We start from the raw sequence: 26,769 nt of genomic DNA on the forward strand, positions 1-26,769 counted from the left end.
CGAACACGACTATGAAGCATATCTACACAATTCTTTTTGTGGGTATTTTAAGCGCAAGCACGACAGCCACTTTTGCACAAGACAGCACAAACTACCTTGAATTGGGTTTAACCCAGAACAAAACGGGTAATTATGCCGATGCGCTTCGTAACTTCAGTTTAGAAATTGAGAAGAATGTCGCGAACCCCAATCCCATTTCATTTTATAATCGAGGATTTGCCAAGTACAATTTGAAGGATTTCCGTGGAGCTATATTGGACTTTGATAAAGCGATTGAATTAAAGCCAACTTACTTTGAGGCATTCATTGCGCGCGGACAAAGTTATAGCAAACAAGAAAATCATAAAGTGGCGATTCAAGATTACAACGAGGCAATTCGTTTAAACCCTTTGGAAGCAACGGCGTATTTTAGTCGGGGAATTTCAAAATCCAAATTAGCCAACTACCGAGGCGCGCTTTCTGATTTCAACAAATCCTTAGAATTAAACGCAGAATATGCACCTGGCTTAGCGGCGCGTGGAGAGGCTAAAGCACATTTGGCAGATTACAAAGGAAGTATTGAGGACTTTGATAAAGCAATTGAAATTAGTCCCAAGCGGGCAAATTATTTGTCGAATCGCGCCTATTCAAAAATGAAATTAGCTGAGTACCAAGCTGCTTTGAAGGACTTTGACGAGGCAATCAAGTTGAGCCCTGACAATGCTGATGATTGGTATCATGCAGGATTTTGCAAAACGCAATTAGAAAATTTTCGCGGAGAGAATGGCGAAAAAGGGGCATTAGAAGATTTCAGCAAAGCCATTGAGATGGACCCATCCAAGGTAGAAGCCTACTATGGCCGAGGATTTGTTAAAGCAAAATTAGGTGATCCGCGAGGAGCGATTGAAGATTATACCAAGGCAGCTGAAATCGGGAATAATGAAGCAGCTAAAATCGTATATGACACGAAAATGACGAAAGCGCTTTTGGATGAATTACGTAATGGAGTTCAAGACAAATTAAAAATTGCAGAATTTACGACTGAACGTGCGGAGGTTTATTTTAACCGAGGTTCATCCAAAGCTAAATCAGGTGATTCTAAACAAGCTATGGAAGATTATAACCGTGCGATCGCATTGAATCCGATCTATGCAGAGGCCTATTTCTTCCGTGGAGTAGCCAAATCTAACTTAGGGGATCAGCGCAATGCCATTCAGGATTGCAGCAATGCCATTAAATTAAACCCTAAATACGCAGAAGCATATTATGTAAGGGGAATAATTAAGTTGGCATTAAGCGACAATACCGGTTGCATGGACTTAAGTAAATCCGGAGAATTAGGATATAACCAAGCCTACCAAGTAATCCGAGAGCATTGCAATTAATTATTCGAAACGTAGATGTTTAACGGATTCTCCAGAATCTGCTAATTCAATTAACGAATCGATTCCAATTTGCAAATGGGAATCAACATAATTCGTGGTAACTTTTTTGTCGGAGGCTTCTGTTTTAACTCCATCGGGTGTCATCGGATTGTCTGAGACAAGCAATAAAGCTCCATGAGGAATTTTATTGACAAAACCCACGGTAAAAATGGTTGCCGTTTCCATGTCGATACCCATTGCACGAATATCAGATAAATAGGTTTTGAAAACCTCATCGTGTTCCCAAACGCGCCGATTGGTTGTATAAACCAAACCCGTCCAATAATCAAGCTCGTGTTTTTTGATCATGGAAGATACGGCACGTTGTAACCGGAAGGAAGGCAAAGCCGGAACTTCTTTGGGTAAATATTCATCAGATGTACCCTCACCACGCACAGCAGCGATAGGTAAAATCAAATCCCCCAATTGTAAGTTTTTCTTTAAACCGCCGCATTTACCTAAGAACAAAACAGCTTTAGGTGAAATAGCTGATAGAATGTCCATAACCGTTGCGGCCATGGGAGACCCCATTCCGAAATTGATGATGGTAATGTTATTTGCCGTTGCAGTTTGCATCGGGCGGTCTTGGCCTAAAATTTCAACTTGAAATTTTTCGGCAAACATATCTACATAATTCTTGAAATTCGTCAGAAGAATATACTGACCAAATGCTTCGATAGGAGTTCCTGTGTAGCGAGGTAACCAATTTTGTACAATCTCTTCTTTTGTTTTCATGAATATGTAAGGTTTGTTAATGAATTAAATCAACAAATAGATTAATTTAGCTGTTAGCTTTTGGCAAAATTATGCACGCTTCATCAGAACTACCTATTGTCTTTCCTGCATTTGAATACAAAATAACGCAAAAGGAAGGAAAACTTTACATTTTTGATGGAATTGCAAAGAAATACCGCGTATTAACCCCTGAAGAATGGGTGCGCCAGCATTGTTTAAATTTTATTACGGTGCATTTAAAATATCCTGCGTCTAATGTTCAGATTGAACGAAATCATAAGATTGACCAACTGAATAGAAGGACAGACATTCAGGTATATGACGCTGCTGGTGACGTATTTATGTTGATAGAATGCAAGGCCCCTCACATCGCGATTAGTTCGATGACGTTTCAGCAGGCAAGTCAATATCAGAAGAAAAATCAGGCTAAATATATTGTATTAACGAATGGATTAGAAAACCACATCTACCATATTGACCATACGAAAAAAGAAACGATTCCTTTAGATCAATTTCCCTCCTATTATGAAAATAACTAAACTATTCGTAGGCCTGCTCCTACTAGGCTGTAATCTATTATTCGCTCAAAATAAGCTTACTCGACCAAAACTCGTGGTAGGAATTGTAGTCGATCAAATGCGCTACGATTATTTATATCGCTTTGCGAATCGCTATGGTGAAAATGGCTTAAAACGCATGATGCGGGAAGGATTAAATTGCCAAGACAATCATTACAACTATGCCCCTACAGTTACAGCGGCAGGCCATGCGAGCGTTTACACAGGTACTGTGCCAGCGGTTCATGGTATTGTAGGGAATGAATGGATGGACCGTGCGACGGGTAAACGGGTGTATTGCACAGATGATTCTACGGTAACGACCGTGGGTACAACGGGGAAAACAGGATTTATGTCACCCAAAAATTTGTGGACCAGTACCATCACAGACCAATTAAAAATTTCCCAAAACTATCAAAGCAAAACCATAGCAATCGCATTGAAAGACCGGGGGGCAATTCTGCCAGGTGGACATACGGCTGATGCGGCATATTGGTATGATTCCAAAGAAGGAAGATGGATCACATCATCCTTTTACATGAAAGAATTGCCAACTTGGGTTCAAGGGTTTAATGCGGAAGAACGCGCGCAAAAAATGGCCAAATTGGGCTGGAACACATTATATCCCCTAGATACTTACCATTCGAGCGCACCTGACAATGGCGAATTTGAAAGTAAAATGGCAGGTGAAACAGCTCCTGTATTTCCTCATACCTTGCAAGGCGGAAATCCTTTGGAACTCATTCGTACGAGTCCTTATGGTAACACTTTGACGAAGGATTTCGCTATCAAGGCGATGCAAGAGGAGCAATTAGGAAAACGAGGCACGACGGATTTTTTAGCGATTAGCTTCTCTTCAACAGATTATGTAGGACATAGTTTTGGCCCTCAATCTATTGAATTAGAAGATACGTATTTACGTTTAGACCGAGACATCGCCGATTTACTTTCGTATTTGGACAAACAATATGGGAAAGATCAAGTTTTGGTATTTTTAACAGCAGACCATGCAGTTGCGGAAGTACCCGGATTTATCAAAAGCAAGAAACTCCCAGGTGGTATATTTGACCGTACAAAGGCTGTTTCCGATTTAAAGAAAGCTTTAAATACGGCCTATGGCGATGTTGATTTGTTGATTGGAGAAGATAATTCTCAATTACATTTTAATGCGGCAACAATCAAGAAAATGGGCATTTCTCGCACGGATTTATTTCAGGTAGTGCGTCAATCATTAGACAAACAAGATGGATTTGCCGATTTAATTGATTTACAGTCCATTAGTCAGACTTCAATCATCAATAGCTACAAAAACATTTTACAGAACGGATATAATCCGGCACGAAGTGGAGATTTTATGTTGTTATTAAAACCTCAATGGCTCATTGGTTATAAAACGGGGACTTCCCATAGTACCGTTTACGCATATGATACCCATGTACCGCTTTTATTCTTTGGCTGGAAAGTAAAACCACAAGAAATTAGCACCCGTACAGAAATAAGTGACATCTCCACAACATTGGCAAATTGGTTGAATTGCATGGAACCATCAGGCAGCATTGGTCGGGTGATTCAAACTAAGTAGCCCATTAATTATATTATTTAAAGATTTATACCTAATTTAGAGGTCAATTTTTGAACTAAATCAAGAAAGTAGCTATATGAAAATTGCGGTAGTAGGAACAGGATATGTAGGACTCGTAACAGGAACATGTTTCGCAGAAACAGGAAATCATGTAACCTGTGTTGATATTAATGAAGCAAAAATCAAGCAGATGCAGGATGGGATTGTACCTATCTATGAGCCCGGTTTGGAAGATATGTTTCATCGGAATGTAAATGAAGGCCGATTAAACTTTACGACTTCTTTGTCTGAAGGTATTGAAGGCGCGAAAGTGATCTTTTTAGCATTGCCAACGCCTCCAGGAGAAGATGGTTCTGCCGACTTAAAATATATTTTAAAAGTAGCTCATGATTTAGGCCCCTTGTTGAAGGACTATACGGTAATCATCGACAAGAGTACTGTACCCGTAGGAACATCGGAATTGGTTCATGCTGCTATCTCAAAAGAGGCTAAAGTACCGTTTGATGTCGTATCCAATCCTGAATTTTTACGTGAAGGAGTTGCCGTGGAGGATTTCATGAAACCTGATCGCGTGGTGATTGGAACACAATCAGATCGTGCAAAGGAATTGATGAGCAAGTTATATGCTCCATTGGTTCGTCAAGGCAATCCAATCATATTTATGGATGAGCGTTCTGCTGAGATGACCAAATATGCTGCCAATGCATTTTTGGCAACAAAGATTACGTTCATGAATGAGATTGCAAATTTGTGTGAGAAAGTTGGTGCCAATGTAGACGACATCCGCAGAGGTATTGGAACAGACTCGCGAATTGGCAAGCGTTTCTTGTTTGCAGGAATTGGATATGGAGGTTCATGTTTTCCAAAAGACGTTCAAGCATTAGCAAAGACTTCAGAGGAAAACGATTATCAATTCCATATTTTGGATTCGGTGATGCGCGTGAATGAATTACAAAAGACGAAATTGATGCCTTACATCCAAGGGCATTTCAAAAATGATTTAGCCGGTAAAACAATCGGCATTTGGGGCTTGGCATTTAAGCCATATACGGATGATATCCGTGAAGCACCTGCCTTGTATAACATCGAAGCATTATTAGCCTTAGGTTGCAAAGTACGCGTTTATGACCCTGAGGCCATGAAAAACGTGCGCGAGCAAATTGGCGACGTGGTGGAATATTCCAAAACCCCATATGATGCCATTGATGGGGCTGATGCCTTATTAATTGTTACGGAGTGGCCACAATTCAGAACGCCAGATTTCGATCGCATGGAAACCTTATTGAAAAATAAAGTCATTTTCGACGGTCGGAACCTATATGAATTACCTCAAATGCAAGAATTAGGTTACACATACTATTCAGTAGGTCGCCAATCAGTTAACTAATTGTCATGAAAAGAATATTAATAACAGGAGGAGCTGGGTTTTTAGGTTCTCATTTATGTGATCGATTTATCAAAGAAGGTTACCATGTAATCGCCATGGATAATTTGATTACAGGTGATTTAAAGAATATTGAGCATTTGTTCAAATTAGAGCATTTTGAATTCTATCACCATGACGTGTCTAAATTTATTCACGTTCCGGGCGAGTTAGATTACATTTTGCATTTTGCCTCGCCGGCATCTCCGATAGATTATTTAAAGATTCCGATTCAAACCTTAAAAGTAGGTTCATTGGGAATTCATAATTGCTTGGGATTAGCACGTGTTAAAAATGCGCGTGTTTTGATCGCATCAACATCGGAAGTTTATGGTGACCCTACCGTTCATCCCCAACCAGAAGAATATTGGGGAAATGTGAACCCGGTAGGACCGCGTGGGGTGTACGATGAGGCTAAACGCTTCCAAGAAGCGATGACCATGGCTTACCATACGTATCATGGCTTAGAAACACGTATTGTTCGTATATTCAACACCTATGGACCTCGTATGCGCCTGAATGACGGACGTGTCTTGCCAGCATTCATTGGACAAGCATTACGTGGTGAAGACTTAACCATGTTTGGCGATGGATCTCAAACACGTGCATTCTGCTTTGTAGATGATTTAGTAGAAGGCATTTATCGACTGTTATTAAGCGATTATCCGCACCCAGTGAACATCGGAAATCCGGATGAAATTACGATTAAGGAATTTGGTGAGGAGATTATCAAATTGACTGGTACCAGCCAAAAGTTAATTTCTCTTCCATTACCTACGGATGATCCGAAACAACGTAAACCGGATATTACAAAGGCCAAATCAATCCTTGGTTGGGAACCCAAAGTATCCCGCGCTGAAGGACTTAAAATCACCTATGAATACTTTAAGTCATTAAGCCCAGAAGATTTACATCGAATGGCACATCATAAAGAGTTTTAGATGAAAGACCGGGGAAACCCGGTCTTTTTTTTGTGCTTGTGGCGGAGGTGAGATATCTATCACAAAATCCCCAGACTAAAGTCTGGGGTTATTAATAACCCTAGGCTTCAGCCTAGGGAATCGGCGTAAGAACGCCTCAAACGAAAGGTTTGCCAAAGAAATAGACGCGAAGTATCGCGTCTCTACAATCAAAGGAATCGGCGTGAACGCCTCAAACTTTGGCAATCCTGAAAGGTTCGCCAATGAAATTTCGATAAACAAAAAAGGCTGCTCTTTCGAGCAGCCTTTTTATTTCGGATTCGAAATACCTTAGTTGAAGATATAACGCACACCGAATTGTGCTTGCCAACGAGATCCAAGTCCGAAAGAACGTTGGAATGACTCTGTTAATGGCGTAGTACCTGAACGGTAAGGGAATTGGAATACTGGTTTTCCAGTTGCCGCATCGTTACCTGTGTAGCTCAATAAACCAGCACGTAATGATGATTGATTTAAGCCCCATTGTGGAGTAATGTAGTTACCGAAGTTAAACACGTCTAATGTTAATTGTAACGTATTTTTCTTTCCTGCAACATTGATATAGAAATCTTGGATGATTTTGAAATCAAAGTTAGCAGCCCAAGGTAATTCAGCCCCATTACGCTCAGCGTATTGACCACGACGTGATGATAAATAAGCATCTTGAGAGATGTATTTATCTAAATCGTTCCATTGTTGAGCAGCAGTATAAGTTCCTAAATCTTTCAACAAGATTTCAGACTGTCCACGTGGGATGTAGATCAAGTCATTAGCTGTTTGGTTGTCACCATTCATATCACCTGAGTACGTGTAAGAGAAACGACCTGCTGGAGCTACTGAATAAGTAAAACCAAACGTAGTTGCTGCTTTTTCATTCAAGTAATTCAATTTATATGAACCATACGCGTTAATACGGTGTGATTGCATGTAAGATGAATAAGATGCTACGTTCTCATTTGGATCACCCGATACAACACGGTCTCTCCATTGAGATTGAGCAATTGAACCACCATCATTCACTGAACGAGAATCTGAATTCGTATAAGCTAAAGAAGCAAATAAACCATTTTCAAATGATTTAGAGATCGTTGCAGTTAATGCATAAGAATAACCTAAATCCGTATTCTTGATTACGATCGCATCAGAAATGTTAGGTGATGCCGTTGTATTGATACCATTCGCAGGCGCATTAACTCCTTTTACGTTTCCGTAAATTTGGAAGTTTTTAGCAGAACCTGGTAAGCCATTAGCACCTAATGTATAGAAAATAACGCGGTTATCAGCTCCCACTGCCTTCACAGTTGAATTTGGCAAGTTTACGTTCTCTAAGTATACGGCATTAATATCTTTTGTGTAGATACCTTCTAATGAAACAATCCAACCATCTCCAAATTGCTTATCTACTGCCAAGTTTCCACGGAATACTTGAGAGAATTTAAAGTTTGGATCAGTTACAGCTAAGTTGTAAGCTGTAGGAGTCAAAGTTGATGAAATCGCTGGACGATATGCATTAACATCTGCATTAAATGGACGATTTGTAGGGTTAGCTAAGTTTTCTGAACCAAACAATACACCATTATTAGACAATTGGTTTGACAACCAAACGTAAGGAACACGACCAGAGAAGATACCTAAACCACCACGTACTTGTGTTGTTTTATCATCTTTCACATCCCAGTTAAATCCAAAACGAGGAGACCACAATAATGTAGTTTCTGGGAATTTGTTTGTAGCTAATTTAACACCATCACGGAAAGTTAAAGCTGGTACATATGGATTGTTGTACTTAGGCTCATCAAATGATGGGAAAGATGTAGCATCACCACGAAGACCAAATGTCAATTTCAAACCTTTAGCAGCTGTAATTTCATCTTGACCATAGAAAGAGAAAGTACTTCCTTTCATTTCAGCAAATGGGAATTCAGCATAGTTAGACCATTGTTGTTGGTAACGAGCAGGAATAACCGTCAAATCACCGCTAGCAGATTTGATGAAATCATCAATTGATTTGAATTGGTAACCACCATAGTAGTTTGGAGCAAAACCGTTTCTAAACGCGTTGCTTTCGTATGCAATACCGAATGTGTAAACATTCTTTCCTTTGTAGATTGTTAAGTTATCTGACAATTGGAAAATATCAGAATCCAAAAGGTTATTTGCCGAGAATGGCTCATAACCGAATGAAGTCAACTCATTTAAGTTATTGTTACCAATATCTACTGTAGGAAATGGATTATTGTTTACAGGCGATTGACGGAAGTCACGCATCGCTGTATAACCAACTGTTAAGTTGTTCGAAATAGAATTCGAGAATGTAGAGTTCAACTCAGCAATGTATGAATCTAAGTTGTTGTTGATACGGTACAATGAACCTTGGAAAGGCAATACCGTAGCAGATGGAGCACGACCACCTGATAATGAACCTGAACTTGATGGAGAGATATCCGCATAAGAACGTAAGTAGTTATACTTGATATTCAATTTATGCTTATCAGAAATATTCCAATCTAAACGAACGTTAGCTTTTTGCGAATATTTTTCTTTGTCATAGTTTTCGTAAGCACCTGGATCATAGTTGTACTTCGTCAACAAGAATTGCTTCAAACGATCTAAATCTTCCGCCTTAGCAATCGATTGATTCGCAGCCGTAGAACCCGTACGAGTAGCTACAAAGTTAGAACCTGGATCAGTTTGTGCCTCTTGCTCAAATGAACCGAAAACAAATAATTTATTCTTGATGATCGCACCACCTACACGTGCTCCAAATTGACCACGTTGGAATTTACCATATTGGTTTGTTACATCACCGATTTTATTTCCTACCAAACCTTCGTTTGTTCCGAAATAGTATCCAGAACCCGTCCAGTTATTCGTACCTGATTTCGTTACAACGTTGATGTTAGCACCTGTTGCCATACCTTGACGAACGTCATATGGAGCAATTAAAACTTGGAATTGGTCAATCGCGTCCACTGAAATAGGAGATGCACCAGCTTGTCCACCGATAGTTGGAGACAACGCAAAAGCATTGTTAAAGAATGCTCCATCAACTGTTACGTTGTTATATAATGCATTACGTCCTGCAAAGTTCAAACCATTCGCACGTGGATCTAAACGAGCAAAATCACCTAATGAACGGTTCAATGTAGGCAATGTCGTAATCGAATTGTTAGAAACCGTTGTAGCAGCACCTGTACGACCTGAGTTAATCACAGATGAACGAGACGCAACAACTTTAACTTCTTCCAATTGAGATTGATTAACCTCTAATTTGAAATTTTGACGAAGCTCTGAAGCCAAAGTCAAAACGATACCTGATTGAACTGCTTCTTTGTAACCTACGAAAGTTACAGAAACTTTGTATGGACCACCCACACGCATGTTTACGATGTTGTAACGACCGTCAGCACGTGTAGACGCACCATAACGAGAACCTGTAGGTTCGTGAATAGCGATTACCGTAGCTCCCGGTAAGCCTTCACCCTTTTCATCAACTACACTACCCGCTAAAGCGGAAGTGGTAGAACCCTGTGCAAACACTTGCCCAATGGGTAGCGCCATCAAAAGCATTAAAAATGCCCCTAACAACACAGAATGAGTAATAAATCTTCTCTGCATAAATTTGGAATTTAGTTATAAATGAAACTGAAGAATTTGGTCACAAAATAAACCTAAAAAATCAAATACTCCAAAAATAAACGAAAAGCTTTTGCAGCTAAATGCTAGATAAATATCTGATATATAGCATTAAAGGCATATTAAATTTACCTATTCGCATGATACAGCCCTAGATTAGTCCTAAAATCATTTTAAATTTAACAGAAAGATAATTTTTAACTATTTAAAGAATAATTTTGCCCTAGATTTAAATATTATGCAATCAAATAACGAAGCAGTTAAATTAACAGCGTTTTCTCATGGTGCAGGATGCGGGTGCAAAATTTCACCCCAAATTTTAGACACCATCCTTAAATCAGATTCTCCCAAAAAACACCATCCACTCCTTCTTGTAGGGAATGAAAGCCGAGACGATGCAGCCGTTTTCGATTGGCAAAACGGCGAGGCCGTCATTTCTACAACGGATTTCTTCATGCCCATTGTTGACGACCCATTTGATTTCGGGAAAATTGCAGCTACAAATGCTATTTCAGATATATATGCCATGGGTGGTTCACCTTTGATGGCGATTGCCATTCTCGGTTGGCCCGTGGATAAACTTGCCCCCGAGATTGCAGCACAGGTCCTTGAAGGCGGCCGTGCAGCCTGCGCAGAAGCGGGAATCCCTTTGGCAGGAGGCCACTCCATTGATTCTCCTGAACCCATTTTCGGTTTAGCAGTCACGGGAAAAGTAAAAAAAGAACATCTGAAACAAAACGATACAGCTGTTAAAGGATGTAAACTCTATCTAACCAAACCTTTAGGGGTTGGTATCCTATCCACTGGCCAAAAACGCGGAATCGTTAGCCCTGAAGATTTAGCGCGCGCCGTCAAACAAATGAGCACATTAAATTCCTTCGGTGAGAAGCTCGGTCCATTAAGCTATGTAAAATCGTTAACCGATGTTACGGGTTTTGGATTATTTGGCCATTTAGTGGAAATGGCAGATGGCTCAGGATTGAGTGCTTACATTGACTTCAATGCCTTACCCCTGTTGCCTAACATTTCAGATTACTTAGACCAAAAATGTTTCCCAGGTGGAACTTCGAGAAATTTGGCGAGTTACGGTCACCGACTGAGCGACGAGATCAATGAACGCCAACGATTTATTGGCGCGGATCCACAAACATCGGGCGGCTTATTAATCGCCGTCGATGCCGAACATATATCTGAATTTGAAACTTTTGCAAAATCACATGGCTTTGAATTAAGTCCCATAGGAGAATTAATTGAAGCACAAGAAAAAGCCATTTATTTAGCCTAATGAAACTATTTGCCCGCACCGTTGGAACAACGGGAACCCCAATCATTATCTTACATGGAATTTTCGGTACCTCCGACAACTGGCTTGGTATCGCCAAAGCCTTTGCTGATACCAACCGCGTTTTCTTGTTAGACCAACGAAACCATGGTCAATCCCCTTGGTCGGACGAATTTGACTACCAGGTCATGGCTGCCGACTTATTGGAATTCATTGAAGATCATGCTTTAGAAAATCCCATCATCATCGGGCATTCCATGGGTGGAAAAACGGTTATGCAATTTGGCCTAAATTATCCTGGAATCGCGCAAAAAATCATCGTGGTAGATATTGCACCCAAATTTTACCCGGTGCACCACACACAAATATTGGCTGGTTTAAATTCTGTTAACTTGCAGGCGATTCAATCGAGAAACGATGCCAATGATCATATGAAGCGCTTCGAGGAAAATGAAGGGGTTCGCCAATTTTTACTTAAGAACTTATATCGAAATGCCGAAGGCCAATTTGCTTGGCGCATCAACTTAGCTGTCATTACCAAAAACATCGATGTGGTAGGACATGAATTGTTCGTTAAAAATGCCTGCGAAACGACCACCTATTTTATCAAAGGTGGGAATTCGCATTATATTCAGCCGGAGGACGAACGCTATATTGCGGAGATTTTCCCCAACTTTGAATTAATCGAAATCCCGAATGCCGGCCATTGGGTACAGGCCGACCAACCGGAAGCTTTCGTTCAAGTGTTAAAAGAGATTCTATGAAATTAGTGCTCATCCCTTGCCCCATTGCAGAACAAACTGCGGCACATGTGCTTCCAGAAGAAGTGCGTCAAGCTGTTTCACAGTGCAAGCATTTTCTCGTGGAAAATGTACGGACGGCCCGCAGATTTATCAGCGAATTGAAACTCGGCATTCAGATTGATGAGCTAACGTTTGAAATATTAGATAAGGATACTGACAGAAAAACGGTTTCCGACTTTTTCAACAAATACAATTCTGTTGAATCCATCGGTGTCATTTCGGAAGCAGGTTGCCCCGGTGTAGCAGATCCGGGTGCCTTAGCCGTAGCTATCGCACAAGAAAAAGGCATCGAGGTATTGCCACTCGTAGGCCCCTCTTCTATCCTACTCGCATTAATGGCATCTGGCTTTTCAGGTCAAATGTTTCGCTTTCATGGCTATTTACCCATCGATCGCGCCGCAAGAATACGAAGAATCGAAATGCTACAAAAAGATGTAGAGAAATTGGGTGAAACCCAACTCTTCATCGAAACGCCATACCGTAATAATGCGATGTTAGAAGATTTAATCCAACAATTACCTGGAAATCAATTATTAGCAATAGGGTGTAATATTCAAGATTCAACAGGATTTACACAAACGAAAACCTTGAAACAGTGGTCGGAGGAAAAGCCCGATCTACACAAAAAACCCTGCATCTTTCTATTGGGACGCTCATAAAATTCGTAATTTGCACCAAAATATTTTTTCGTGATTCATCAAAAATCCTTTACCTGCAATCCTTTCCAAGAGAACTCCTATTTGGTGTGGGATGATGCCGGAATGGGTGTTATCATTGACCCAGGTTGCTATACCTATGATGAACGAAAAGAATTGCATGATTTCATCGAATCAAAAGGGATTAAGCTTCAATATATCTTAAACACACACGCACACATTGACCACGTGCTGGGTGTTGCTTACTTCCAACAAACCTACCAAATTCCATTTTGCCTACATCCTTTGGATAAACCCTTGTTGGCCGATGCATCAAATCGCGCACAAGTCTATGGATTTCCGCATTTCCAAACGGCCGAAGTAGATCGCTGGCTTGTTAATGATGAACAAATCCAAATTGGCGAAATGAACTTTAAGGTTCTATTTGTCCCAGGGCACGCACCTGGACATGTTGCCTTTTATGAAGCATCCATGGGATGGGTATTTGGAGGAGACGTATTATTTAAAAGAAGTATTGGTCGGACGGATTTTCCTTTGTGCAATCACGCAGACCTCGTAAACAGTATCAAAACTCAACTATATACTTTGCCTGGAGAAACTGTGGTATTTCCGGGGCATGGTCCTTCTACACGTATCGAAGAAGAAAAAATAGCTAATCCATTTGTCAAAGCATGAAAAAGGAAATCCCTAATTTATTGACCTTAGGAAATCTCTTAGCAGGTTGCATGGGTTTGTATTTTGTTATGCAAGGCAATATGTTGTTTGCATCGTATTGCATTTTCATTTCCTTGATTTGTGATTTTTTAGACGGCTTTCTTGCTCGATTATTGCATGCCTATTCTGAATTAGGCAAAGAGCTTGATTCCTTGGCCGACATGGTTTCTTTTGGCGTCCTACCCAGCTTTATGCTTTTCAATTTAGTGGAACAAAGTTGTGGAGCTCAATGTACGGTAGGACCACTGGGCTTCTATAAGCCGTTTATGGTATTTTCATTGGCATTAATGTCGGCGTATCGATTAGCCAAATTCAACATTGACACTAGACAAACCGACTCGTTTATTGGAGTACCTACGCCAGCTAATGGTCTACTTGTCGCTTCCTTGCCACTCATATTACATTTCCAACCTGAATACACGGCCTACATTTTACATTACAAAGGCCTTTTAATCTACAGCATTTTGATGAGCTATTTGCTGGTATCTGAATTACCACTCATGGCTTTCAAATTCAAGACTTGGACTTGGGCCGACAATCAAAGTCGATACTTATTCTTAATTTATTGCGTTGCTATGCTAGTAATGTTTAATTTTGCAGCTTTCCCTGTTTTGGTAATATCCTATATTGCTTTATCAGGTATTCTTTCGTTAAATAAATCCTTTCAAAAATGAAATTCATCGCCGAAATCAATGTAATGCCACAAAAAGAAATTCTTGACCCACAAGGAAAAGCAGTTCGCATAGGCTTACAAAACTTAAATATCACGCAAGTAGCTGATGTTCGTATCGGAAAGCACATTACTTTGCAATTAGAGGCAGCTACTGAAGCGGCGGCGAATGAAATTGTGACGGAGGCATGCAAGAAATTATTGGCAAACCTTATTATGGAAGAATTCGAATTTACGCTAACAGCGATCTAAATCAGAATTGGCCTGTATGCAGCATAACAAGCGTACAGGCCTCTTCTACTTGAATTCCCTGCTTACTTAATTCAGCCATCAAAGATGGGTTCTCAGTACCTGGATTAAAGATTACCCGCTTGGGGCTTAATTGCTCGATATATGCCAACAAATCTTGTTGGTGTGCCGGCCCTACATACAATGTTACCGTATCAATATCAGGAATAATCGGTTGATTATGTTGAATGCTAATCCCAGCAACCTCCCCTTTTTTTATCCCAACCAAAAACACTTCATGCCCTTTCTCCAACAATAAATTTGTTGCGCTATAGGCATATCGAGCTGGATTTGTGGAAGCACCGTAGACTAAAACGCGCATATTATCAGTTTATTGGTACAATATTAGTAAAATATCTCAAGTATTTAGTGTAGTTTAACACGCAATTACAACCACTAATCTATATCAATATGTTATCACGCACACGCTGGGCGGAAAAATGGGCATTTATCGAATTGCCTATTCCGACTGATCAAGTTTATGAAATCTCAAATTTTGGACGAATCCGAAATCGGCATCAAAAAATCCTACAAGGGTCAAGTATACAAGGGTATCGAACGCTGAATATCCGCATTGGCACCGAACATTTCAATTATTACATACATAAATTAGTGGCTTTGCACTTCGTTAGCCATATATCCTCGGGAAATCTATTTGTCATCCACAAAGATTACGACAAACTGAATAATGTAGCTGAGAACCTTCAATGGGTAACGCGCGCTGAGTTAACGGAGCATAATAAGCGAAATCCAGCCAATGTGAATAAACGTAAACCAGAAACGGGAAGCCATTATAAACTTAATCCTGGCAAGGTCAAAATCATTAAGCAACTCTTACGCTCAGGAAAAAGCAGACCTAAAATGATTGCCAAGCAATTCGGTATCACCTCAACGCAGGTAACGCGCATTAAAAAAGGCGAAAACTGGAAGCACGTGAGCTAGAACAATTGCGAGGCAATGGCATGCACACTGTCCGACTTACTCATCGTATAGAAATGTAATGCTGGAACTCCCGCTTGAATCAATTCTTTACCTTGTTGGACTGCCCATTCAATACCTAATTGCTTAATTGCTGCGTTATTAGTACATTTTTTTGCCTCAGAAGCTAATGCCTCAGGCATCTCTAAATGGAATATTTCAGGCAAAATTTCCAATTGACGTGCTGTTGCTAAAGGCTTTAAACCTGGGATAATAGGGACGTGGATATCCATGGCCCGACATTTCTCTACAAAATCAAAGTAATGCTGATTGTTGAAAAACATTTGTGTCACAATGTAATCAGCTCCTGCATCCACTTTTTGTTTCAAATAGCGCATGTCTTCTTCCAAAGAAACAGCCTCGAAATGTTTTTCAGGATAGGCCGCTACTCCAATACAGAAATTAGTTGGCAAAGACTCCGTCTCCTCATGTAATAAAATCCCTTGATTCATGGCATGAACCTGCGCCACTAATTCATTCGCATAAGCGTGCCCACCCGGCTTGGGAATAAAACGCTCCTCTCCTTTTTCTTGATCTCCACGTAATACTAAGGCATTTTCGATGCCTAAATAATGTAAATCGATTAGGAAATCTTCCGTTTCTTCTTTGGTAAAACCACCACAAATAACATGAGGAACAGCCTCAACCTTGAATTTCTGCATAATAGCTGCACAAATACCCAGTGTACCCGGACGCTTGCGAATCGGGATACGTTTCAAGAGACCATCAACTATCTTTTCGATGTATTCTTCCCGATGATAGGTCACCTCTATAAAAGGCGGATTAAACTCCATCAAAGGCTCAATGTGCGAAACTAATTCACCCAAATGTTGGCCTTTCATCGGGGGAATAATCTCGATTGAAAAGAGGGTTTTACCCTTTGCCGCAGCTAAATATTCCGTAATTTTTGTCATGTAATCTTAAACATCATAGGTTAAAACGGGACTCAACCACCGCTCAATCTCATCTACAGGCATGCCTTTACGAGCAGCATAATCCACGACTTGGTCTTTGGCAATTTTACCTAAACCAAAATACGTACTTTCCGGATGAGAGAAATAGAAACCGGATACCGAAGAAGCTGGGTGCATCGCATAACTCTCAGTCAACTCTATACCCAACTGTTTCTCAGCATCCAACAATTCAAATAAGCGTTTCTTTTCCGTATGATCTGGACAAGCCGGATAACCGGGTGCCGGACGAATCCCTTGGTATTTCTCCGAAATCATTTCCTCATTCGATAGGTTTTCTTCTGAGGCATATGCCCAAAACTCCTTACGAACGCGCGCATGCATCAATTCAGCAAATGCTTCCGCTAAACGATCCGCCAAGGCCTTCACCATAATCGAATTATAATCATCGTGCTGCTTCTCAAAGCGTTCCAACAACACTTCAATGCCCACACCTGTTGTAACAGCAAATGCCCCTACATAATCCGTCTCGCCACTTTGTAAAGGAGCAACAAAATCACTCAAACAACGATTTGGCAGACTTGCCGACTTCTGACCTTGTTGGCGTAAATGATGCAACCAAGCACTTGAATCAGACGTTTCATCCTTGCGAAGGACATCGTATTCGATGTGCGTATGAACACCATGTTTGTCACAAGGAACTTCTTTGACTTTTTCAACGATATCATGCAAAACGATATCATCCCCAAAACTATTCGCTGGGAAAAAGCCTAAAGCGGCTTTAGCTGTCAATAATTTATTGTCAACAATTTCCTTCAACAAGGCTTGCGCATCATTGAATAATTTTCTTGCTTCTTGCCCAATGGTCTCATTTTCGAAAATGCGAGGGTATTTGCCCGACAATTGCCAAGTGGAGAAGAACGGAGTCCAATCGATGTATTTAGCGATTTCGGCTAAATCATAATCTTGGAAATATTTCACACCTAAGAAGCTTGGCTTAGAGGCTTTGAACCCAGTCCAATCGATCCCAGATGGCTTTTGACGCGCTTGTTCAATCGACAAATAGTTTTTCTCTTGTTGGCGTGCTGCATGCGAAACTCTCAATTCCGCATATTCCTGCTTAATCTCGTTGAAGATTTCTTGCGAAGTCAAGTCACTTTGCAATAGTCGGCCAGCTACAGGAACCGAACGAGATGCATCCAACACGTGAATAACAGGTCCACTGTAATGTGGATCAATTTTCACCGCAGTATGGATGCGTGAGGTCGTAGCGCCACCGATCAACAATGGTACTTTGAACCCTTGGCGTTCCATTTCTTTGGCAACATAAACCATCTCATCTAGAGATGGCGTAATCAAGCCCGATAAACCAATGATATCTACATTGTGTTCTTTCGCAGCGGCCAAAATTTTCTCACAAGAAACCATCACACCGATGTCAATAACCTCATAATTATTACAAGCCAAAACAACACCTACGATATTTTTACCAATATCATGTACATCCCCTTTCACCGTAGCTAAAAGGATTTTACCTGCAGATGAACTCTCGCCACCTTGCTTTTCCGCTTCAATAAAAGGCAATAAATAAGCAACGGCCTTTTTCATGACACGTGCCGATTTCACCACTTGGGGCAAGAACATTTTTCCTTCACCAAACAAGTCGCCCACAACGTTCATTCCATCCATTAATGGACCTTCAATCACCTGAATTGGACGTTCAACTTGTTGGCGCGCTTCCTCCACATCTTCATCAATAAATTCGGTTAAGCCTTTGATTAATGCATGCTCCAAACGCTTATTCACTGGCAATGAACGCCAAGCATCATCAACGACGGCTTCTTTGCCAACCGACTTAACTGTTTCAGCAAAATTTACCAACTTCTCCGTTGCTTCAGCGTTGCGATTCAACAAGACATCCTCGCATAAATCACGAAGCGGTTGTTCAATTTGGTCATAAACGCCTAATTGGCTCGCATTCACGATACCCATGTCCATTCCCGCTTTGATTGCGTGATATAAAAAGACGGTATGCATCGCTTCACGAACGGGTTCGTTTCCACGGAAAGAGAAGGAAATATTCGAAACTCCACCTGATACTTTGGCTAGAGGCAGGTTTTCTTTAATCCATTTCGTTGCTTTGATAAAATCATTGGCATAATTATTATGCTCCTCGATTCCCGTCGCAACCGTTAAAATATTGGGGTCGAAAATGATGTCTTCGGCAGGAAATCCCACTTCGTCCACCAAAATCCGATAAGCTCTTTCACAAATTTCGATGCGGCGCTCATAAGAATCTGCTTGTCCAGCCTCGTCAAAAGCCATGACCACAACAGAGGCACCGTATTGTTTCACTTTGTGCGCGAGTTCAATAAATCTTGCCTCCCCTTCCTTCAAGGAAATGGAATTAACTACTGATTTACCTTGCACACATTTCAATCCCGCTTCGATTACCTCCCATTTAGAGGAGTCAATCATGATAGGCAAACGTGCGATATCAGGCTCTGCCATCAACAAATTCAAGAATTGTGGCATCATTTTCACGCCATCAATCATTCCTTCATCCATGTTGATATCCAAAATCTGCGCACCACCATCAACTTGCTCCCGAGCAACAGCAATGGCTTCTTCGAAATTCTCCTCACGAATCAAACGGGCAAATTTCTTGGAACCGGTTACGTTACAACGCTCACCTACATTGACAAAATTGGTCAATTCTGTAATTTCCAACGGCTCTAAACCTGAAAGTTTTTGATTATGACCGGATACAGGTAATTGATGTGGTGGGTATTTCGCTGCCACTTCCGCAATTGCCTGAATGTGTGCAGGCGTCGTTCCGCAACATCCTCCAATAATATTGACAAAACCATTTTGTAAAAAGTCCTCGATAACCACAGCCATTTGTTCAGGGCTCTGATCGTATTCACCCATTTCATTCGGCAGACCCGCATTCGGGTGAGCAGAAACGTAAAATGGTGATTTATCATTTAGGGTCTTGACATATGGGCGCATCAAATCCGCTCCAAGCGCACAGTTTAAGCCCACTGACATCAATGGCATGTGCGAAATAGAAGTCAAAAATGCTTCCGTCGTTTGGCCTGAAAGCGTCCGCCCAGAAGCATCCGTAATGGTTCCTGAAACCATGACAGGCAAATAGGGTTTGCTTGGGTTTGTTTTGAAAAACTCATCAATGGCAAATAGCGCGGCTTTGGCGTTAAGCGTATCAAAAACGGTTTCGACCAATAACACATCGGCTCCTCCATCCACTAATCCGCGTACTTGTTCCGTATATGCTTCTACTAATTCATCGAATGTAACGGCACGATATCCAGGGTCATTCACATCGGGCGATAACGAAAGCGTACGGTTCGTTGGTCCAATAGATCCCGCCACGTAACGTGGCTTATGAGGGGTTTTCGCCGTAAATTCATCGGCAACCTCACGTGCAATTTTCGCAGATTCGTAATTTAATTCATACACCAAATCCTCCATGTGGTAATCGGCCATCGCAATGGAAGTACCCGAAAAGGTATTCGTTTCAGCGATATCAGCACCCGCTTCAAAATATTTGGCATGAATTTCCTTGATAACATCTGGACGGGTAATGGAAAGCAAATCATTATTACCCTTTACCTCATGAGGAAAATCCTTGAAACGTTCGCCACGGTAATCGGCATCTGATAACTTATATTCTTGAATCAATGAACCCATAGCGCCATCCAGGACTAAAATCCGTTGGCGTAATTGTTCGTATATAGATGGCTTCTGCATAATCCTGCAAATATACCACAAAAGCCTCAAATGATGGACTCAAAAAGGCTTAAACTAATCCCATTTTTTTGATTTTTACCAAATCCTCCGGCGTGTCAATTCCCACTGTTTCATATTCCGTTTCTAAAGTTTGAATGGTATAACCATTTTCTAACCAACGCAATTGTTCCAAGGATTCAGCTAATTCGAGAACACCAGGCTGTAAGCGACTGATTTCCTGCAAGATATCCGCACGATAGGCATATAGCCCGATATGTTTGAAGAATCGGTGATTCGAAAGCCAATCTTTTTCAGGAACTCCACGAAGATGCGGAATGGTTTGTCGGGAAAAATACAAAGCCTCTCCGCGTTGATTTACGACAACCTTGGGCGTATTCACTGAGAAGAGCGTATCTGCATCCTCAATTTTTTTAATGAGCGTCAAAATAGGAGCATTCGTTTTAAACCCCTCAGCCAATTCCATTAACTGAGCTGGCTCAATAAAGGGTTCGTCCCCCTGAATATTCACGACATAATCGATGGCATCGCCAAGTTTACTAAGGACTTCGGCACAACGATCCGTACCTGAAACATGATCCGTGCGCGTCATAATTACTTCAGCTCCAAAAGCTTCTGCCGCAGCCTTAATCTGCAAATCGTCCGTAGCAATGACAACGCGCTGCCAACCATGAACCGCCATAACGCGTTCGTAGGTGCGCTGAATCATTGGCTTTCCACCTAAATCAACTAAGGGTTTACCGGGAAAACGTGTGGAGGCGAAACGAGCGGGAATAATGGCAATTACTTTCTTGTCGTGCATCATTTTATGATATAAGTGACGAAATTTTCCCAAATTTGCACATAATTGACGAAGATGCTTTCTGAATTATGCGAAAAATATTCAATCACCAATTTCCGGACACCCTATGGAGCTTAGGCTATTGGGGAACAAGCGCCGAACCCCAGTTGTGGATTGAGACACGCAGTTCAGATTTATCAGCAAGTTATTGTTTGAATTTACATACGCAAGAACTACAAGAAATCCCTTCTATAGCGAACGGATTACAATGGTTAACTGGCCTACCCCACGGCGGCGTATTCCTTAGACTTCGCAAAGGCATCAATCCTGGAATAGAAGGTTTGGAAGTTTACGATTTCCCGAGTGGCGAACAACGATATGCCATCCCGCTGAGTCAATGGGTTAGCCTAGAAAACACCTACCTAAACACCTCGCAAGGGTATATAGATCTCGAAACAGGAAAATTCACCGAAGAAATCTCAAAACGCGTAGCTGAAATCACAAAGCCAGAATCACCTTTGCATTTCGAGGAAAGTCAAGATGAATTTAAGGCATTCGAAAAGCTTTTTGAACAAAAATTCCAGGAAAAAATCGGAAAAGGAATGGATTATTGGGAAGGCTCCAATAAGCTGATATTTTCTTATTATATTTACGAGAACACTTGGAAAAATAAGCTAAGAATTTGTGATTTTGAATTCAATACGCTGTTTTCAGAGACCTTAGCCGAAGGCGATTTAATGGGCTATCATACCTTCCAATGCGTTCAAAATACGCTATATTTTATCAAAGATAAACGTGAACTTTTCATCTATGCAGATTTATAAAATACGTTATACGATCCTGTTTTTCATGCTATTAGGAGCATTCAATGGCATGAGCAATAGCCTTGATTCCTTGGGACTCAAAAAGGAAAACAATAAAACCTATCTGGTATACAAAATAGGGGCTAAACAAAGTCTTTTTAGCGTATTGAAGCGCTTCAACTTATCATTAACCGAGTTCAAACAGGTAAACCCGGAAATCGAAATACCGGTTAATTCGGGGGAATTGGTATTCATCCCATTACACTATTTGGACGAGAGTACGAATACCTTGGGCAATGTGGCTAAACCTGTTGAAAAGCCAACAGCTCCCGTGGAACCCGCTAAAAACAATGGTATTCACATTGTAACGGCGAAACAAAGCCTTTTGACCGTAGCGAATCTTTATAAGGTCACTATGGCTGAAATTCGTAAGTGGAATAATTTAACGAGTGATGTATTGAAGGAAGGCCAACGGCTCATCGTAGCTGCTCCAGCTGCCACAACGCCCATTGACAAATCAGCTTTACTTCCTGCCAAAGGAAGCGAAGAGACAAAAGCACCCTCAGCAGTTGCTGAACAAACGGATGCTAATGGCATGCGTAAAACGATTGAAACAGGCATGGCTGAATTAATCGACGTACCAGACAATTCAGGCAAATATTTAGCCTTGCATAAATCAGCACCTATTGGGACTTTGGTATTAGTTAAAAACTTGGCCAATGGACAAAGTATATGGGTAAAAGTAATTGGACGTTTACCGAACACAGATAGCAAATTGATCATCAAATTATCCCCAAAAGCATTTGAGCGTTTAAATGCAGTTGACAAACGGATTCGCGCTGAAATCAGCTATTTAGTACAATAAGATGGCGAAACGCAAAAGACCTATCACCGCAGGAACAATCGCATTTGAGGTTTTATTTATCCTCTCCTATCCGTTTATTGCCGCATTCTCTTTGGTCGTAACGGTTGCCGTTTGGATATTGTCGCTGCCTTCTCGAGTATTAGCATTCTTTGGTAATCGAAAATAAGCCATGGAAGCGCATGTGATTAAATTACTGGACGAGAAATTCCATTTTTTCAATCATGTGCGTTTCATTGAGCATGATCCTATTCAAATCCCGCATTTATTCAATAAGAAACAAGACATCGAAATCATGGGATTTTGGGTGTCGATGCTGGCTTGGGGCCAACGGAAAACCATTATTTCCAAGGCGCATGAATTAATTGACTTCATGGATGGAGCACCCCACGAATTCATTTTACATCATCAGGAAAGTGACTTAAAACGCTTTGAGAAGTTCAAACATCGAACCTTCAACGCAACCGATGCCCTATATTTTATCTCATTTTTCCAAAGGCATTACCAGACACATAACAGCTTAGAGGATGCATTTGCCGGTCCTAATCAATCGAATGAACCAAGCGTTGAACAAGCGATTAATCGCTTTTATGAACGCTTTTTCGATGATGAATTCGCGCCTGTTCGAACACAAAAGCATATAGCATCCCCGGCTAAGAATTCAGCGTGCAAACGCATCAATATGTTTTTACGTTGGATGGTTAGAAAAGATGAAGCAGGAGTTGATTTTGGCATTTGGAATAAAATTCAGCCACACCAGTTAGTTTGTCCCTTGGATGTGCATGCCCTACGAACGGCGGAAAGCTTGCAATTAATTCAACCGGGTCCCACAAACTGGAAAAAAGCATTGGAATTAACAGATACCTTGCGAGCTTTAGATCCGCATGACCCTGTCAAATATGATTTTGCCCTTTATGGCATGGGCATAGAAGAAAAAACAATATGGAAATAGTACACATTCAAAGTCCCGATCAATCTGCTTTTTTTGAGCTCATTCCCGCTTATGGGGGCATGTTGACGCAATTAAATTGGAATGGAAATGTCATCGATATACCCTTTTCGGAACAGTTCTCTAATAATGAAAATCCATATCATCCGAGTGCTTTATTGAGCCCATGGGTAAACCGCGTAAGGAACGGAAATTATTCCTTTGAAGGAAGAAATTATCAATTACCAATCAATGAGCCTAATTTAGGCAATGCGATTCATGGACTTTTGGCGCGCAAACCTTTTGAAATAAGCCAAGAAAATTCCAAAGCAACTTTAAGCTATCGATATACTGCCGAGGAAAAAGCCTATCCATTTCCGTTTGAGATGCGATTAACATATTCATTCACAGAAGAGAATATATTCCAATTGCGCTTTACCGCAAAAAATACAGGAGAAGGCAATATGCCCTTTGCTTGCGGTTGGCATCCCTATTTCAATTTAACCGAAGGGAATCTCGCCGACTGGCGTATTCGATTTGATTCCTTGAGTAAATTTCATTCTGATAGCCAAATGATTCCTTTACGCGAGGAAAACTACGATGCAAGTGCTGGAGTGAATTTAGGCGAAGAAGTGTTAGACAATGTTTTTCGTTTAAAATCCATGGAAAAACATATCACACATTTTTATAATAAGTCGAAAGAGGAATCGTTGTACATCGAACAATCAAGTAAAGACTTCCCTTTTTTAGTTGTTTTTGCACCTGAAAATGGGAACTGTGTTGCGATTGAACCGATGTCGGCAAATACCGATGCATTTAATACCGGAGACGGTTTAATCATATTAGCACCCGGAGAGTCCTTTGATTCGACTGTCAAAATTTGGCATGTAAAAGCGGACAAAGCAGATTAATTAGGCAAAACCTTTTTGTACATTTGTGTTTATGATGCATCGATTTCTTTTTTTAGCTCTGATTTGTACTGGCATACATTCGCTGAAAGCGGAGGTTGTGGCAGACAGCTTAGCTAGCAAATGGAAAAAGGATTTTAATACAGGCATCAACATCAACCAATCGAGTTTTTCAGATAACTGGAAAGGAGGAGGAACGAATACCTTTGCCATTGGTTGGTTTTTAAATCATTCAGCCAAAGTCGTTAATAACAATTGGCGTTTAAATAGTGATTTAAACTTACAAGTAGGTTTTCTTCAAAACAGAACCCAAAGCCTTCGGAAGAATGTTGATCGGATTTTTTATGAGTTCAAGGCCGGTTATCGCATTAGTCCCAAATGGGATTTTTATGGGTCGACCAACTTTTCTTCTCAGTTCTTTCAAGGTTTTGAATATGGTAAAAAGAATGCAGCAGGCATACCTGTTGATTCCTTGGTTTCCAATATCTTCGCCCCCGCCTATTTAACTTCCTCAATGGGTTTTGAATTCCACCCAGACAAGTCATTCTATACACGAATAGGTGTGGGTAGTTTACGCCAAACTTTCGTCTTTGATGATCGGATTTCCAATGCGGGATTATTTGGTTTGGAGAAACCCGGCGACAATATTCGTAATCAGTTCGTATTTCAATACTTGATGAACATCGAGAAAGACATCTTTCAAAATATCAACATGAAAGCCCGTTATTCGGCATTAATCGACTATTTCCGTATGGGTTATTCGAATGGCGTTGTGCATCGTCTGGATGCGAATTTTACGATGAAGGTCAACAAATATGTCAGCACGAATTTACAAGCTGTGTTGTTCAAAGATTATGACCAAGATCCTAATTGGCAATTCTCCCAGATCCTTTCGATGGGCGTTTTGTATCGATTAGCTAATTGATCGTTTCCGTTGTTGCATCCGTTCGTGCAACATTTGAATGATACCGTCCTTCAATCCCAAATCTGGAACAAAAATTGTTTGACATCCCGCTAATTCCATAGCTGTCAAATAGATAGAAGCCGCAGGCACAATGACATCCGCACGGTCCGTGTTCAAGCGCAATTTATTCACACGCTCTTCATAGGAATAGGAACTGATAAAGTCGGAAATTCGCTTCAACTCCACTATATCCATGGTTTTTTCCTCGCTTACTTGCGTAGAGAGATTATATAACTTACTAATATTACCACCAGTTCCAACTGCGTGAACGGGACCTCTCAGCGATTCCATTTGAAGCGAGATCCATTTCTTCATTTTATCCCAATCGCCTTCTTTCTCTTTTCCTTCTAACAATCGAACAGAACCAATCTTGAAGGATTTAGAAGCAAATTTTTCTTGATTGCGGTAAAAATTCAACTCGGTTGAACCTCCACCCACATCAATATGCAAATAATTCTTTTTGGGGTTTAAGGACTTAACAACCACATCATTGATTAACTCGGCTTCACGAGCACCATCAATGATTTGAATTTTCATATCCAAAATCTTGTGAATGCGCGTTACAAGTTCTGCCGAATTGGAAGCCTCCCGCATCGCAGAAGTTGCGCAAATGGCATAATCTTGCACTTCATGCAAATCCATCAATAATTTATAAGCATGCAGCAATTTAAACACGCGGACTTCTGATTCCGGCGTGATAGCTCCTTGACTAAATACATCATGTCCTAAACGAAGGGCAAAACGTACATATTCAACGCGTTTAAAACTCATCATCCCGTCATTTTCCAGAACGCTGGAAATTTGTAAACGTGCGGCATTGGAACCGATATCTATCGCAGCGAATTTCATAAAGAGGGATTGGGTTTATGTAAATAAAATCCATTGGCACTCGGCTCAAAGCTGATTTCTGTACCTAATACAAATAACAATTGCCTTTTATCAATGACAACGGGAATCTCTTGCACCAGATATTCCTCGTCAAATTCCGTTTTTTGATCAAAACCTAATACATAGGTCCCACCACAAGTACCGCCACGCATACCTACTCGTAAAAATGGTTCAGGCATTTTACCCTGTTGAACCAGCGCCACAAGATTTTCGTGTGCAGTTTGAGAGAAAGAAATCGGAGAATTATTTGACATACATGCAATGATAGCC

At 40.8% G+C, this 26,769-nt stretch carries 26 protein-coding genes; 18 read left to right on the top strand and 8 right to left on the bottom strand.

Annotation, left to right across the window (positions count from 1 at the left end; translation table 11 throughout):
- Positions 1-11 precede the first annotated feature (11 nt).
- Positions 12-1,364, top strand: coding sequence for a tetratricopeptide repeat protein (locus tag V7S75_RS03425; protein WP_459511368.1), 1,353 nt, complete (start codon positions 12-14; stop codon positions 1,362-1,364).
- On the opposite strand, the gene V7S75_RS03430 is transcribed toward V7S75_RS03425, so the two are convergent.
- Positions 1,365-2,138 (bottom strand): AMP nucleosidase, encoded by a 774-nt coding sequence (locus V7S75_RS03430; RefSeq protein WP_459511370.1) that lies wholly within the window; start codon positions 2,136-2,138, stop codon positions 1,365-1,367.
- A 71-nt stretch (positions 2,139-2,209) separates the two neighbouring features.
- Here V7S75_RS03430 and V7S75_RS03435 point away from each other — a divergent pair, with 71 nt between their 5' ends.
- From V7S75_RS03435 to V7S75_RS03450, 4 genes are all read left to right on the top strand, one after another.
- Complete coding sequence (locus V7S75_RS03435; RefSeq protein WP_459511372.1) at positions 2,210-2,677, top strand: type I restriction enzyme HsdR N-terminal domain-containing protein; 468 nt, start codon at positions 2,210-2,212, stop codon at positions 2,675-2,677.
- Positions 2,664-4,277: an alkaline phosphatase PafA gene (pafA, locus tag V7S75_RS03440; protein WP_459511374.1), complete on the top strand. Its 1,614-nt coding sequence runs from the start codon at positions 2,664-2,666 to the stop codon at positions 4,275-4,277. The genes V7S75_RS03435 and pafA overlap by 14 nt, the downstream gene beginning before the upstream one ends.
- A gap of 76 nt (positions 4,278-4,353) precedes the next feature.
- The gene (locus tag V7S75_RS03445; RefSeq protein ID WP_459511376.1) at positions 4,354-5,664 is read left to right on the top strand and encodes a UDP-glucose dehydrogenase family protein; all 1,311 of its coding nucleotides are present in this window, start codon (positions 4,354-4,356) and stop codon (positions 5,662-5,664) included.
- A 5-nt stretch (positions 5,665-5,669) separates the two neighbouring features.
- The gene (locus V7S75_RS03450; protein WP_315576600.1) at positions 5,670-6,641 is read left to right on the top strand and encodes a UDP-glucuronic acid decarboxylase family protein; all 972 of its coding nucleotides are present in this window, start codon (positions 5,670-5,672) and stop codon (positions 6,639-6,641) included.
- Positions 6,642-6,950: 309 nt separating this feature from the next.
- Here V7S75_RS03450 and V7S75_RS03455 read toward each other — a convergent pair whose 3' ends face one another.
- On the bottom strand, positions 6,951-10,277 hold the full coding sequence (locus V7S75_RS03455; protein WP_459511378.1) for a TonB-dependent receptor: 3,327 nt from the start codon (positions 10,275-10,277) through the stop codon (positions 6,951-6,953).
- Between the two features lie 256 nt (positions 10,278-10,533).
- Between V7S75_RS03455 and selD the strand changes: the two genes are divergently transcribed.
- Genes selD through purS form a run of 6 tightly spaced genes read left to right on the top strand, consistent with a single transcriptional unit; the run spans position 10,534 to position 14,672 of the window.
- Complete coding sequence (gene selD / locus V7S75_RS03460; RefSeq protein WP_459511379.1) at positions 10,534-11,580, top strand: selenide, water dikinase SelD; 1,047 nt, start codon at positions 10,534-10,536, stop codon at positions 11,578-11,580.
- Positions 11,580-12,341 carry an alpha/beta fold hydrolase gene (locus tag V7S75_RS03465; protein ID WP_459511381.1) on the top strand — a complete coding sequence of 254 codons (762 nt, stop codon included), beginning with the start codon at positions 11,580-11,582 and terminating at the stop codon, positions 12,339-12,341. Before selD ends, V7S75_RS03465 begins: the two co-directional genes overlap by 1 nt.
- On the top strand, positions 12,338-13,039 hold the full coding sequence (locus tag V7S75_RS03470; RefSeq protein ID WP_459511383.1) for an SAM-dependent methyltransferase: 702 nt from the start codon (positions 12,338-12,340) through the stop codon (positions 13,037-13,039). The genes V7S75_RS03465 and V7S75_RS03470 overlap by 4 nt, the downstream gene beginning before the upstream one ends.
- Positions 13,040-13,069: 30 nt before the next feature.
- Positions 13,070-13,711 carry an MBL fold metallo-hydrolase gene (locus tag V7S75_RS03475; RefSeq protein ID WP_459511384.1) on the top strand — a complete coding sequence of 214 codons (642 nt, stop codon included), beginning with the start codon at positions 13,070-13,072 and terminating at the stop codon, positions 13,709-13,711.
- The gene (gene pssA, locus V7S75_RS03480; RefSeq protein ID WP_459511386.1) at positions 13,708-14,424 is read left to right on the top strand and encodes a CDP-diacylglycerol--serine O-phosphatidyltransferase; all 717 of its coding nucleotides are present in this window, start codon (positions 13,708-13,710) and stop codon (positions 14,422-14,424) included. The genes V7S75_RS03475 and pssA overlap by 4 nt, the downstream gene beginning before the upstream one ends.
- A complete protein-coding gene (gene purS / locus V7S75_RS03485; protein WP_377977183.1) occupies positions 14,421-14,672 on the top strand; it encodes a phosphoribosylformylglycinamidine synthase subunit PurS in 252 nt (83 codons plus the stop codon). Before pssA ends, purS begins: the two co-directional genes overlap by 4 nt.
- A gap of 1 nt (position 14,673) precedes the next feature.
- Here purS and V7S75_RS03490 read toward each other — a convergent pair whose 3' ends face one another.
- Positions 14,674-15,030: a CoA-binding protein gene (locus tag V7S75_RS03490; protein ID WP_459511388.1), complete on the bottom strand. Its 357-nt coding sequence runs from the start codon at positions 15,028-15,030 to the stop codon at positions 14,674-14,676.
- An 89-nt stretch (positions 15,031-15,119) separates the two neighbouring features.
- On the opposite strand from V7S75_RS03490, the gene V7S75_RS03495 reads away from it, so the two are divergent.
- A complete protein-coding gene (locus tag V7S75_RS03495; RefSeq protein WP_459511390.1) occupies positions 15,120-15,650 on the top strand; it encodes an HNH endonuclease in 531 nt (176 codons plus the stop codon).
- On the opposite strand, the gene metF is transcribed toward V7S75_RS03495, so the two are convergent.
- Genes metF through kdsB form a run of 3 tightly spaced genes read right to left on the bottom strand, consistent with a single transcriptional unit; the run spans position 15,647 to position 21,170 of the window.
- Positions 15,647-16,600, bottom strand: a complete 954-nt coding sequence (gene metF / locus V7S75_RS03500; RefSeq protein WP_459511392.1) for a methylenetetrahydrofolate reductase [NAD(P)H] — start codon at positions 16,598-16,600, stop codon at positions 15,647-15,649. The genes V7S75_RS03495 and metF overlap by 4 nt on opposite strands.
- Before the next feature lie 6 nt (positions 16,601-16,606).
- Positions 16,607-20,368, bottom strand: a complete 3,762-nt coding sequence (gene metH / locus V7S75_RS03505) for a methionine synthase (protein WP_459511395.1) — start codon at positions 20,366-20,368, stop codon at positions 16,607-16,609.
- 49 nt (positions 20,369-20,417) lie between these two features.
- On the bottom strand, positions 20,418-21,170 hold the full coding sequence (kdsB, locus tag V7S75_RS03510) for a 3-deoxy-manno-octulosonate cytidylyltransferase (protein ID WP_459511397.1): 753 nt from the start codon (positions 21,168-21,170) through the stop codon (positions 20,418-20,420).
- A 65-nt stretch (positions 21,171-21,235) separates the two neighbouring features.
- Here kdsB and V7S75_RS03515 point away from each other — a divergent pair, with 65 nt between their 5' ends.
- Genes V7S75_RS03515 through V7S75_RS03540 form a run of 6 tightly spaced genes read left to right on the top strand, consistent with a single transcriptional unit; the run spans position 21,236 to position 25,572 of the window.
- Complete coding sequence (locus V7S75_RS03515; RefSeq protein WP_459511398.1) at positions 21,236-21,970, top strand: hypothetical protein; 735 nt, start codon at positions 21,236-21,238, stop codon at positions 21,968-21,970.
- Positions 21,957-22,814, top strand: a complete 858-nt coding sequence (locus V7S75_RS03520) for a septal ring lytic transglycosylase RlpA family protein (RefSeq protein WP_459511400.1) — start codon at positions 21,957-21,959, stop codon at positions 22,812-22,814. The genes V7S75_RS03515 and V7S75_RS03520 overlap by 14 nt, the downstream gene beginning before the upstream one ends.
- 1 nt (position 22,815) lies before the next feature.
- On the top strand, positions 22,816-22,980 hold the full coding sequence (locus V7S75_RS03525) for a hypothetical protein (RefSeq protein ID WP_459511402.1): 165 nt from the start codon (positions 22,816-22,818) through the stop codon (positions 22,978-22,980).
- A gap of 3 nt (positions 22,981-22,983) precedes the next feature.
- On the top strand, positions 22,984-23,763 hold the full coding sequence (locus V7S75_RS03530; protein ID WP_459511404.1) for a TIGR02757 family protein: 780 nt from the start codon (positions 22,984-22,986) through the stop codon (positions 23,761-23,763).
- Positions 23,754-24,650 (top strand): aldose epimerase family protein, encoded by an 897-nt coding sequence (locus tag V7S75_RS03535; protein WP_459511405.1) that lies wholly within the window; start codon positions 23,754-23,756, stop codon positions 24,648-24,650. The genes V7S75_RS03530 and V7S75_RS03535 overlap by 10 nt, the downstream gene beginning before the upstream one ends.
- A 31-nt stretch (positions 24,651-24,681) precedes the next feature.
- On the top strand, positions 24,682-25,572 hold the full coding sequence (locus V7S75_RS03540; RefSeq protein ID WP_459511407.1) for a DUF3078 domain-containing protein: 891 nt from the start codon (positions 24,682-24,684) through the stop codon (positions 25,570-25,572).
- Here V7S75_RS03540 and V7S75_RS03545 read toward each other — a convergent pair.
- Positions 25,561-26,460, bottom strand: coding sequence for a Ppx/GppA phosphatase family protein (locus V7S75_RS03545; protein ID WP_459511408.1), 900 nt, complete (start codon positions 26,458-26,460; stop codon positions 25,561-25,563). The genes V7S75_RS03540 and V7S75_RS03545 overlap by 12 nt on opposite strands.
- Positions 26,457-26,753 carry a HesB/IscA family protein gene (locus V7S75_RS03550; protein ID WP_459511409.1) on the bottom strand — a complete coding sequence of 99 codons (297 nt, stop codon included), beginning with the start codon at positions 26,751-26,753 and terminating at the stop codon, positions 26,457-26,459. Before V7S75_RS03550 ends, V7S75_RS03545 begins: the two co-directional genes overlap by 4 nt.
- Positions 26,754-26,769: the final 16 nt, after the last annotated feature.

The organism is Aquirufa sp. TARAVU-A1A (genome assembly GCF_054558675.1).